The organism is Spirulina sp. CCY15215, from assembly GCF_016888125.1.
Lineage (GTDB): Bacteria > Cyanobacteriota > Cyanobacteriia > Cyanobacteriales > Spirulinaceae > CCY15215.
Genome location: NZ_JACSWA010000285.1, coordinates 1 through 11,310, shown reverse-complemented (window position 1 = coordinate 11,310; position 11,310 = coordinate 1). Strand labels below are relative to the sequence as shown.

The 11,310-nt window shown below is 45.1% G+C and carries 9 protein-coding genes; 3 read left to right on the top strand and 6 right to left on the bottom strand.

Annotation, left to right across the window (positions count from 1 at the left end; all coding sequences use genetic code 11):
* Positions 1-134: 134 nt before the first annotated feature.
* From JUI58_RS03645 to JUI58_RS03630, 4 genes are all read right to left on the bottom strand, one after another.
* Positions 135-1,949, bottom strand: coding sequence for an aspartate kinase (locus JUI58_RS03645; protein ID WP_204102386.1), 1,815 nt, complete (start codon positions 1,947-1,949; stop codon positions 135-137).
* Positions 1,950-2,040: 91 nt separating this feature from the next.
* On the bottom strand, positions 2,041-5,052 hold the full coding sequence (locus JUI58_RS03640; RefSeq protein ID WP_204102385.1) for a peptidase domain-containing ABC transporter: 3,012 nt from the start codon (positions 5,050-5,052) through the stop codon (positions 2,041-2,043).
* An 81-nt stretch (positions 5,053-5,133) separates the two neighbouring features.
* Positions 5,134-6,759: a peptide chain release factor 3 gene (gene prfC / locus JUI58_RS03635; RefSeq protein ID WP_204102384.1), complete on the bottom strand. Its 1,626-nt coding sequence runs from the start codon at positions 6,757-6,759 to the stop codon at positions 5,134-5,136.
* A gap of 61 nt (positions 6,760-6,820) precedes the next feature.
* Complete coding sequence (locus JUI58_RS03630) at positions 6,821-7,039, bottom strand: hypothetical protein (RefSeq protein WP_204102383.1); 219 nt, start codon at positions 7,037-7,039, stop codon at positions 6,821-6,823.
* A 253-nt stretch (positions 7,040-7,292) separates the two neighbouring features.
* On the opposite strand from JUI58_RS03630, the gene sodN reads away from it, so the two are divergent.
* Both sodN and sodX read left to right on the top strand, forming a co-directional pair.
* Entirely contained in the window at positions 7,293-7,772 is a 480-nt protein-coding gene (gene sodN / locus JUI58_RS03625; RefSeq protein WP_348539827.1) for a superoxide dismutase, Ni, read from the top strand.
* A 76-nt stretch (positions 7,773-7,848) separates the two neighbouring features.
* Positions 7,849-8,208, top strand: a complete 360-nt coding sequence (gene sodX, locus JUI58_RS03620; RefSeq protein WP_204102381.1) for a nickel-type superoxide dismutase maturation protease — start codon at positions 7,849-7,851, stop codon at positions 8,206-8,208.
* An 11-nt stretch (positions 8,209-8,219) separates the two neighbouring features.
* On the opposite strand, the gene JUI58_RS03615 is transcribed toward sodX, so the two are convergent.
* Complete coding sequence (locus tag JUI58_RS03615; RefSeq protein WP_204102380.1) at positions 8,220-9,539, bottom strand: Glu/Leu/Phe/Val dehydrogenase; 1,320 nt, start codon at positions 9,537-9,539, stop codon at positions 8,220-8,222.
* A gap of 239 nt (positions 9,540-9,778) precedes the next feature.
* On the opposite strand from JUI58_RS03615, the gene JUI58_RS03610 reads away from it, so the two are divergent.
* Complete coding sequence (locus tag JUI58_RS03610) at positions 9,779-10,357, top strand: DUF4126 domain-containing protein (RefSeq protein WP_204102379.1); 579 nt, start codon at positions 9,779-9,781, stop codon at positions 10,355-10,357.
* Between the two features lie 43 nt (positions 10,358-10,400).
* Here the strand turns inward: JUI58_RS03610 and JUI58_RS03605 are convergent, their stop codons facing one another.
* Positions 10,401-11,063, bottom strand: a complete 663-nt coding sequence (locus JUI58_RS03605; protein WP_204102378.1) for a peptidoglycan-binding protein — start codon at positions 11,061-11,063, stop codon at positions 10,401-10,403.
* Positions 11,064-11,310 lie beyond the last annotated feature (247 nt).

Genomic DNA, 11,310 nt, shown 5'->3' with positions numbered 1-11,310 from the left:
CTCCGAATAATTAGAGCTAGGGAGCGAGACGCTCCCACTACAATAAACCATAATGGGGGTAGTGCGAGCATCTTGCTCGCTATTTTTACAAAACTGATTTTACAAAACTGAGATGCACCCTAAAAAATTGCTTTCTAAGCCGGAATTTCAATCCGTCCTTCCCCTCCCAGATCGAAGGCTTCGTGAATGATTTTCAAGGCTTTAACGCCTTCACTTTCGGCCACAACACAAGTAATTTTAATCTCTGAAGTAGCAATCATTTGAATATTAATTTGTTCTCGGGCGAGGGCTGCAAACATTTTCGCAGCAACTCCTGGATGACCGATCATTCCCGCGCCCACAATACTCACTTTTGCAATATCCGTATCGATCGCAATTTCCCCTAATCCCCAATCCGAAGCAACCTTAGTGAGAATTTTTTCAGCTTCCGGCGCATCAGCACGGGCGATGGTACAAGCAATATCCCGACTGGCAAACCCGCCAATAACCTGACAGCGTTGAGATTGAACGATGGTATCGACACTGATGCGATGTTGTGCGAGGAGAGCGAAAATTTGCGCCGCCATACCGGGGCGATCGGGGATATGACGAATGCCCAAACGCGCTTGCGATCGGTCGATGGCAACCCCCCGGACAGGAGGGGCGTTAGCATCAAGAGGGGCTTTGGGGGCGGCGGCGATGGAGGAAGAGCTAACTTCAAAGGCACTACAGAGGGCAGCGATCGCCTTTTCGCAATCTTCGTCGCGAATGGTACAACTCACCTGCACTTCTGAGGTGGAAATCATATTGATATTTACCCCTACATCCGCTAGAGTGGAGAACATTTTCGCAGCGATCCCAGGACGACCGATCATACCGGCTCCAATGATGGCCACCTTGGCAATATGGCGATCGATGAAAACTTCCGCTTCTGTAGAGTGAGGGCTATTGTCAAAGCGCAGGATAGGTGCGATCGCCTCGGCTACGGCTTCGGCAGGTTTCAGGTCATTTTTAGTGGTGGTGAAGGCGATATCGTTGGTGTTACCTTCGTGGATGGATTGGATAATCAGGTCTACATCAACGCTGTGGCTGGCGATTTCTCCGAAGAGTTTGGCAGCTATGCCGGGGCGATCGGGAACCCGCAACAGGGCAATTTTGGCTTGATCTTTATCAAATTCTACCCCGTCCACGGCTTTACTAATTTCCAAATTTTGCAGCGATCGCCCTTGTTTGGGGGGAGGAATGACGAGGGTCCCAGGGGTATCGCTCCAACTGGAGAGGACAAGGAGGGGAATGCTATAGTTGCGAGCAAGTTCTACGGCGCGAGGATGGAGAACTTTTGCTCCTAAACTGGCGAGTTCGAGCATTTCATCGCAGGTAATTTCCAGCATTAACTGCGCGTCTGGGACGAGGCGAGGATCTGTAGTGAGGATGCCTGGGACATCGGTATAAATTTCGCAGCGATCGGCGTTGAGGGCGGCAGCAAGGGCGACGGCGGAGGTATCGGATCCACCGCGTCCCAGGGTGGTAATTTCCAGGTCTTTGCTGTTACTAATGCCTTGAAAACCAGCCACAACGATCGCCTTTCCTTCTTGGAGGTGGCGTTGCAGGCGATCGGTTTTTATGTCCAAAATGCGGGCGCGACTGTGATCGGTTTCGGTAACGATACCCACTTGCGCCCCGGTGAGGGAAATGGCGGGTTGTCCGCATTCTTGCAGAGCCATGCTGAGGAGGGCAATAGAGACTTGTTCCCCGGTGGAGAGGAGCATATCCATTTCCCGACGGGAAGGGGTGCTAGAGACTTGGTTAGCCAGTCCTACGAGCATATCGGTGGTTTTGCCCATGGCTGAGACGACGACTACAACGGAGTGTCCTTGTTGGGTCGTTTTGCAAATGCGCTGGGCGACTGCTTGAATGCGATCGACGGAACCGACGGAGGTGCCGCCAAATTTTTGGACGATTAACGCCATGATTTCAGTTCACAATGCAATAGGGTTGGGTGAAGGCGGTTTATATTGTAGCTTTTTATTTTTGATGGGGATTGATTTGATGCAAAAATATTTAGAGATTCTTAACATCTTGTTGTTGATAGAGGGCAAAATAGCGGCCTTGCAATGCCATCAATTCTGCATGATCTCCCTGTTCTACGACTGCCCCAGAATCCATCATTAAAATAATATCAGAATGTTGAATCGTGCCGAGACGATGGGTAATAAAGAAAACCGTGCGATCGCCAAATTCGCGAGCCAAATTGGTGCAAACTTGCTGTTCGGTGGGATAATCTAAGGCGCTGGTTGCTTCATCTAAAACCAATAAAGCCGGACGTTGCAGCACGGTTCTGGCGATCGCAATTCGTTGGCGCTGTCCCCCGGAAAGAGATGCACCTTTTTCTCCCACTCGCGTATTATAACCGCTTGGTAAACCCATGACAAACTCGTGGGCGGCGGCTACTTTTGCGGCTTCGATAATCTCTTCGCTGGATGCTTCTGGGTTGTTCATGGCAATGTTTTCCTGAATTGTGCCATCAAAGAGTAAAGGGTCTTGAGGAACAACTCCAATTTGTCGCCGCACGGAATATAATTCTACTTTAGCGACATCGTAACCATCGATAAAAATGCGCCCTGATTCGATTTCATACAGTCGGACTAATAGTTTCGTGAGGGTACTTTTTCCGGCACCACTTTTGCCAACAACTCCCACAAATTTTCCGGCGGGAATTTCCACGCTAACATTCACTAATTGTAAGGGAGTATTGGGTTTAAAGCGGAAAGAAACATTTTCATATTTAACATGACCTATAACAGCAGGCATGGGAATATTACCTTTATCTTCTTCTGCTTCTTGGGGTGTATCAATAATGTCTCCCAAGCGTTCTAAAGAAAGTCCGACTTCTTGGAAGTTTTGCCAGAGTTGTGCGAGACGTAATAAGGGGCTAGTAACGTAACTAGCGATAATTCTAAACGCAATTAACTGACCTAAAGTTAACTCTTGTTGGAGAACTAAATAAGCACCGACCCATAATACTAATAAACCCGAAAATTTGTTTAAAAAATTACTGCTAGAATTGGCAAGAGTGGAAGTTTGTACGGTTTTAAACCCTGCGGAAACATAACGGGCGTATAATTCTTGCCAGCGCCAACGCGATCGCAGTTCGATGTTTTGTGCTTTAACTGTTTGAATTCCTGACATTACCTCAACCAAATGAGATTGAGTTTCGGCATTGCGTTCGGCTTTGGTTCGTAACTGTTGGCGAACGATGGGAGAAAAGAGTAAAGTAATCAGGATAAAGACAGGAATAACGGCTAAAGTTACGAGGGTTAATCGCCAGCTATAAATGACCATCACCGCAATATAAACCACGGAAAAGACCGAATCTAATACTACTGTTAATGCTGTTCCTGTGAGAAAAGAACGAATATTTTCTAACTCGTTGACGCGGCTGGAGAGTTCCCCCACGGGACGGCGATCGAAGTAACGCAAAGGTAAGCGTAATAAATGATCGATAATCTCCGATCCCAAGGTCATATCGATACGGTTTGTGGTATCAACAAAAAGATAGGTGCGAACGGTACCGAGAATGGCTTCAAAAACGGCTACAGCGAGGAGAAATATCCCTAAAACCTGTAAGGTATCGGCACTATTCTGCACGATCACCTTATCAATAATAATTTGAATGATGAGAGGATTGGCTAAACCAAAAAGCTGCACGAGAAATGAAGCGATAAAAACCTCGATAAGGACTCCTTTATAGCGCAAGAGTACCGGAATGAACCAAGAAAGACCAAAACGTTTTTTCGGGGTTTCTTTGGTGGGTTGAACGAGGAGAACTTGACCGAATTTCTCCCAAGATTCGATAAAATCGGCGGGTTTGCGGCGCAGGATGCCCATTTCTGGGGAGCCAATTGTGAGTTGGCGATCGCCAATTTCGTATAAAATTGCCCAACTTTCTTGCCAGCGTACTAAAATCGGAGGTTGCAAACGAGTAATTGTCGCGGCGGGAACGTTCACCATCTGGGCGTTCAACCCTAATAGTTCTGTCACTGCACCCAAATGGTACAGGGATAAACTCCCCTGGCGATCGATCTGCTGGGATAAGACTCGGCGAATCACTTCTCGACGAAAGGGAACATTGTAATAGAGACAAAGCATTTGAAAGCAAGCCACAGTTCCATCGAGTTCGCCACTCCCACGCACGTGAGGATACTTAATATGCTTGCGATTTGTTTTTGTTTCTAAGGCTAAGTCACTTTCGCGAACTTCTGGGGCGTAGGGGATAACGGTGGACAGGTTTTCGGTTTTAGAGGCGTTAGGATTAACCCTTTCTGGTTCTCTGGTTTCTATCTTGGGTTGACTCGTTAAATCTGCACGGAGAAAACCGAGTAAGCGGGCGGGAAATTTACCTTGAACTTGAAGGAAGCGCTGGTTTTCTTGCAGTTGTAAGGGTTCGCCGCTTGGGGAATTTTCAATGACTCCCCCCCCACTGACCAACCAGAGCAAATCTGGGTCTTGCAGGGGCTGTAGGAGGGGATTGCTAACTGATGTACGTCCGGGGGGTAAATTGCACAGTTGTACGCTTTCTTGGGCGCTTTGGGAGAGATGTTTGAGGTCTTGGGTCCCTTGAACTTGAATAAAATTTTGGTTGGCGAGGAGATCGAAGATTTCAGCTACGGAAACAGTTTGTTGAAAATATTCTGCAAAGGGGAGATGTTCTTTGAGGAGGAGTAAAAATTGTTTCGCTTCGAGGGTGAGACAGATGGTTTCTGTGGAGGCGATCGCGGTTTCGCAAGGGAGTCCCCGCAAAATTCCCGTCCAACCGGCTGCTTCTCCCACTTCCAGTAATTTGAGAGTCAGGGGCATTTTCGTGGTGGGATCGTAACCCAACAGCCGCGCTTGTCCTTCGTAAAGCAAAACAACATTTTGAGGGAGTTTATCCCGCAAAAGAATCGTTTGTCCCATACGATAGCGCAGAAAGCGCATTCCGCCAGCTAATTCCGCCAATACCAGTTCGGGTAGGCGATCGAAGGGGGTATGTTGCTTAAGAAAAGCATTAATATCAGTGACAGTGTAGCTCATGCGGAAGCCCCTACATTGCAAGTCAATCTCAGGATACAGAATCGGGACGGTAAAATCTAGTAAGGGATCGCTAAAATTCTTTTAAGCATCCGGTTGTAAACCCGAGCCAACCGGTGCAGTAGAGTTCAACTTTAAATTGGGATGATCCTCCATAATTTGGCGCATATTCCATTCATTTCTGAACAGTAAAACTGGACGTTCCCAATTATCTTTTACAGTAATGGTATTAAATAACCGTCCTGCTTTTTCCAAGGCTTCCCAACCGCCAGCAACCCATCGCGCTAAACTATAGGGTAAAGGTTCTAACCTTGTCTCCACATTGTATTCATTTTGGAGGCGGAATTGCACCACTTCAAACTGTAATTGTCCCACCGCAGCTAAAATCGGATCGCGCTTAAATTCATCCGCAGAATACATAATTTGTACTGCACCTTCTTCCTGTAATTCTTGAATTCCTTTGTTAAATTGTTTGAATTTAGAAGGGTTAGGATTTTTCAGATAAGCAAATAGTTCTGGAGAAAAACAAGGAATTCCTTCATATTCTAATTTCTGACCCTGATAAATCGTATCGCCAATGGTAAAAACCCCTGGATTATTCAGACCAATCACATCCCCAGCATAAGCTACATCAAGGGATTCTCGCCCTTGAGCGAATAATTTTTGCGGTCTTGATAAACGCACGGTTTTGCCAGTTCTCGCATGGCTGACGGTCATATCTTTTTCAAATTTTCCCGTACAAACCCGAATAAAAGCCACCCGATCGCGGTGCTTGGGGTCCATATTTGCCTGGAGTTTAAAAACAAAGCCACTAAAATCAGGATTTGTGGGGGCGATCGCGCCACGAGTAGAATTTCTTCCCTCGGGTTTGAGGGCATATTCTAAAAAGGCTTCGAGGAAAAGTTGTACCCCAAAATTGGTCATCGCACTACCAAAAAAGACCGGGGTTAATTTACCTGCATGAATCTTTTCTAAATCAAAATCAGAGCCAATTTCCTCAAGAATTTCTAGATTTTCTTTAAGTTCAGAATAAAGTTCTGGGTCGAGTAATTCTTCCAGTCGGCGATCGCCAATCTCGAAGACTGTATCCTCTGCTGTCTTGCTACCGTGAGCGCGACGCTGGAATAAGTGAACTTTCTGCTGTCGGCGATCGAATACTCCCCGAAAGCGATCGCCCATCCCGATCGGATAGTTCACTGCATAGGTTTGCAAGCCTAATTCTTGCTCAATTTCGTCCAATAACTCGAGGGGATCTCGTCCAGGGCGATCCATTTTGTTAGTAAAGGTAAAAATGGGCAAACCTCGCATTTTACAAACTTCAAATAGCTTGCGAGTTTGCGGTTCCAAGCCTTTTGCAGCATCAATCAACATCACTGCATTATCTGCCGCCGCCAGAGTGCGATAAGTATCTTCACTAAAGTCTTGGTGTCCTGGAGTATCGAGTAAATTGATTTGATAACCGTCGTACTCAAACTGCAAAACCGTTGAGGTGATAGAAATTCCCCGTTGCTGTTCCATTTCCATCCAGTCGGAAGTCACCTTACGTTGCGCCCTTCGCGCCTTTACCGATCCTGCTTCGTGAATCGCTCCACCATAGAGTAACAGCTTTTCTGTCAAAGTTGTTTTTCCCGCATCTGGATGGGAAATAATGGCAAAATTGCGGCGCATACTAACCGCTTCATTCAATTCGCTTTGTAGTTCTACAGACATTTTAATTTTATCACTTATCAATAAAGTATTAACAAAGAAATGATCATCATGTAACCATTACTTATCGCCCTTCTTCAAATACTTCTTTTTCTCTCCCAATCCACCATTCACCCAAATTCATCATATCTTGGTGAATATCTTCAAGACAGCAAATATATTCCGTGGGAGAAAGGCGATCGCGGTTTTCCTGTAACTTTTTCAAGCGCAGTTGTACCAGCAACCACGGTTTGGACTCTCCGTTTGTTTGTTCGATGTATTGTGCTAGTTCTTTTGCATTCATAGGTTTGGCGATCGCATTGAATCAAGATTCCGAATTGGTCTAATGAGCAGATTTACTTACGCCCTTAGACTCAATCTCCATTGTAAACGCCTAAGTCCATCTTGCATCGCATCCCGAATAGCACTAAGCTAGATGGGGTACGGGGGGATAAATGGCTGCAACTTTAGCATTATCTAGCTTCAGCAGCAAAGAACCCAACCCGATCAAAAACATTGCTCAAAGCAGTTTAAATCAACAAGTACACGGTAATCTCATGCTTAATACTCTAATTTCCAAGCTCAAAAATTGGTTTCCCGCAGAGGAAGTTCAAGCGCACTGCGATGGTCCCTGTGGTGTTTACGATCCTTCTACTTCAAGGATTACAGCAGAAGCTGTACTATCAATGACCCAAAAATTGATTGCGTTGGAACTCCCCAACCCCAACGATAAAAATGCAGTCATTGCTTACAACAATACTTTCTCTCGGTATGTTGCGATTAAGGAAGAACAAGCACATAAAACCAAAGAGGAATTATTAGTGCTTTGGACGGATTATTTCAAACCCGTTCATTTACAAGATTTCCCCGATCTCCACGATACTTTCTGGAAAGCAACAAAACTTTGTTCTTCTTGTAAGGTAGAAGTAAGCGAAACTCATGCAAAAGAGTTAGTTGAAATGGTCAAGAAGATTCACGATATGTTTTGGAAAAGCAAGGGACGCGACGTTTCTTGGTACTTGGCGAAGCCTTCTTAATTGGTTTTGTCGCCAATTTTTTCAGTTTTAATTTATGTTACTAGAGGCGTTGATTTCAGCGCCTTTTTTCTTTTTTATGTCCTCAGTAAATCATCCAGAATTAGCGCGATCGCCTCGAGAATTCTTGCTCTTGCTATTAAGAAAACGGGGAAGATTTCGCATTGCAGGTAACTCTATGTTGCCATTATTAAAACCCGGTGATGAAGTTGTAACCGATTTAAAGGCTTATGAAAACGCTTTTCCCCGTGTCGGCGATATTGTTATTGCGAGACATCCTCAGCGATCGCAGTTGAAAATTATTAAAAGAGTTACGGTAGTTTTAGACAACGGGAATTGTTTTCTCCAAGGGGATAATCTGAGAGAAAGTACCGACAGCCGAACATTTGGTTTTGTGCCAAGCGATCGCATTTTGGGTAAAGTTACGAGTCGTTTTTAGAAGTACTGAGATTAATTTTTACCATTGGTATAATAATCTCGTGTTCCCTTGGCATCCAATGCCTCTCCCAGACGTTTGAGGGCGTGAATATAGGCCGCCGTTCGCATTGGTATATCGTATTCTCGGGCGAGTTTCCAAATTGCCTTTGCCTCTTCGACCATTTTCGGTTTGAGGTGTTGCTGAACTTCTTCTAAGGTCCAATACATCCCGCTACGATTTTGCACCCATTCAAAGTAACTCACGGTAACGCCTCCTGCATTGACGAGAATATCCGGGAAGACATAAATCCCTTTTGCTTCTAAAATCTTATCAGCAGCAGAAGTAATCGGACCGTTTGCCACTTCAAAAATATACTTTGCAGAGATATCATGGGCATTGGCTGCCGTGATTTGATTCTCTAAAGCCGCAGGAATTAAAACATCCACATCTAAAGCCAGTAATTCCTCGTTAGTTAGCACTTCATGTTCGACAATACTGCAAACGGTATCCTCACAATAAACCGCTTTAATACTGCGACTTTCGTTTTTATATTGGCGAATGCTAGGAATATCCAGGCCGCGATCGCAGTAGATCCCCCCTTGAGAATCACTGACAGCGACGACTTTATAACCTGCTTGTGCCAATAACTCGGCCAAAGCAGCCCCCACTTTACCAAATCCTTGAATAGCCACCGTTGTCTGTTCGGGAATGAGATCAAAGTGAGGTAAAAGTGTACTGATAACGTAAAATGCCCCCGTAGCTGTGGCCGTATTTCGACCCTGAGATCCCCCCATCATAATAGGTTTACCCGTTACCACCGCCGGACTGACCTTGCGCTTGATAATCGAATATTGATCCATCATCCAGCCCATGATCATCGCATTTGTGTACATATCCGGTGCGAGAATATCCACATCGGGACCGATGAAATCGGCGATCGCATCGATATATCCCCGACTCAAGCGTTCTAATTCCTGACGGGATAATTCTTTGGGATTTAAAGCAATTCCTCCTTTTGCACCGCCAAAAGGCAAATTCATTACGGCTGATTTAAAGGTCATCCAAAAAGCGAGAGACTGAACTTCATCTAAAGTAACATTGGGATGGTAGCGAACTCCCCCTTTCCCTGGTCCTCGTGTGTCGTCGTAACGTACTCGATAGCCTTGAAATATTCGCAAAGAGCCATTATCCATTCGCACGGGAATAGAAACACTCAAACTAGCCTTGGGGTACTTTAAGCGACCCAAGGCATCCTCAGAGATAGAAACATACTTTAATACTTCTTCGAGGCGGCTGCTGGCATCAGACAACAAGGAAAGCGATAATTGGTTTGTTGGGGTGGCGATCGTCATATTCGACCTCAATTGTTTTGTTCTCTATATTATATAAACACATAAAACAGTATAAATTATTACTTTTTAACAAAAAGTTATTTTTAGAAATAGATTGTAATGTTTCTGTCCCTGCATGATACTGCTCTATTTTCGGCAAAAAAGAGGCAGAATAGTTAAAGAGGAATGATCCGATCGCCGGAACAAAACCGCCTAAAATAGTTCAAATAGGGTGCGGGTCTTTTCATTATGTTGTAGGTATGACCATCGTGTTTGTTGGAATCTTAGCCGCACTTTCCGCCGCCGCCGCCGCCGGAATGAGAATTGCACTTCCCCTGTTAGCGATCGGGTTGTTTCAAAGCGATCTTCTTTGGCATAATGTGCCATTTCTGTCTGACATTCATCCCCAAGTTTTATTAGGAATCCTTACGAGTTGGTCGCTTTTTGAACTCTTTGGTTCTAAAAAACTTTTAGGACAGCGAGTTAATCAAGTTTTACAATTAATATTGAGTCCTTTTGTGGGGGGAATGATGGCGATCGCCGCCACAAAAATTAGTTCCGTTGAGTTTCAACCCTTGTGGATTGTAGCAATGGTAGGAGGACTCTTAGCATTTGTCCTTAAATTAGTTCAGGTGGGTTGGTTTTTTCGCTTACAGGGTTTACCAATTTGGATTGTTTTCCTTGAAGATGCGTTATGTATTTTTTTGGTATTATTTGCCTTTAATGCCCCCGAACAAGGCGGTTTAATTGCCATGTTTTTATTATGGTTTTCAGTTCGCAGTTCGGGAGAATGGTATCGCTGGTATAAGGGAAAAAAGAAAGCCCAGCAGTTTCAATAAACAGCACTTCGACAAACTTAGTGCATTACTATCTATCAACTACTTAACGAAGCAAAATTTCCCAAGTTTTTCTGCCAACAATTCCATCTACAGTCATATTATTTCGCTGTTGAAATTTTTTTACTGCTTCCAAGGTTTGTGCGCCAAAAATCCCATCGACTTCACCAGAAAAGAGTCCCAAAATCCGAAGCCGTTCTTGTAAGCGTTTGACGGCTTCTCCTTGCATACCCGATCGCAAAATAGCTAAATTTAGTTCTTCGCGATCGCCTTCCTCAGATGAAGATTCTGGCGCAAATTCCGGTGCAGGAGGAGGTTCAAGGGCGGGAGATGAGGGAAGGGCGGGAAGGGCGGGAAGTTCAAGGGCGGGACGGACGGGACGGGCGGGAAGTTCAAGGGCGGGAAGGGCGGGAAGAGGTTCACGGGAGGAGGGAAAAAGTTGATTCCACGTTTCTGCGCCCATAATGCCATCTATTGATAACTGTGCAGCTTCTTGGAAGCGGGAAACTGCAATCACCGTACTTTCAGAATAAAGTCCGTCTACATCTCCCGTATAAAAGCCCAATAACTGTAAAGCAGCTTGTAACTCCCGCACTACCTCTCCCTGACTGCCAATACGAAGAATAGGGCGGTTTAGCGGTTGAGCTATCCCCGTTATGGGTGAGAAAACAAGTAGGAAGGAAATTAGGAAGAGCAAATATTTTTTCATCAGAAAAATTGGGTAGAAACCCCGTCCTTATAGGACTGCTTTATATTAGTTTCGCTACCGCCTTGGAGTTGTTTAATTAGGGTGCTTTTGTATTGCACTTTTAACAGGACAATTACTGTATCTAACTAAACAACCCTGTACGCATAGCGGTTTTGCTCTTTCGAGCCTCCTATTTCTAGGGTAATGTTAGCTTCGACTGTCTTGGTCAGCATTCCCTTGCGCCTTTCGGCGACGCGGGGTCTGACCG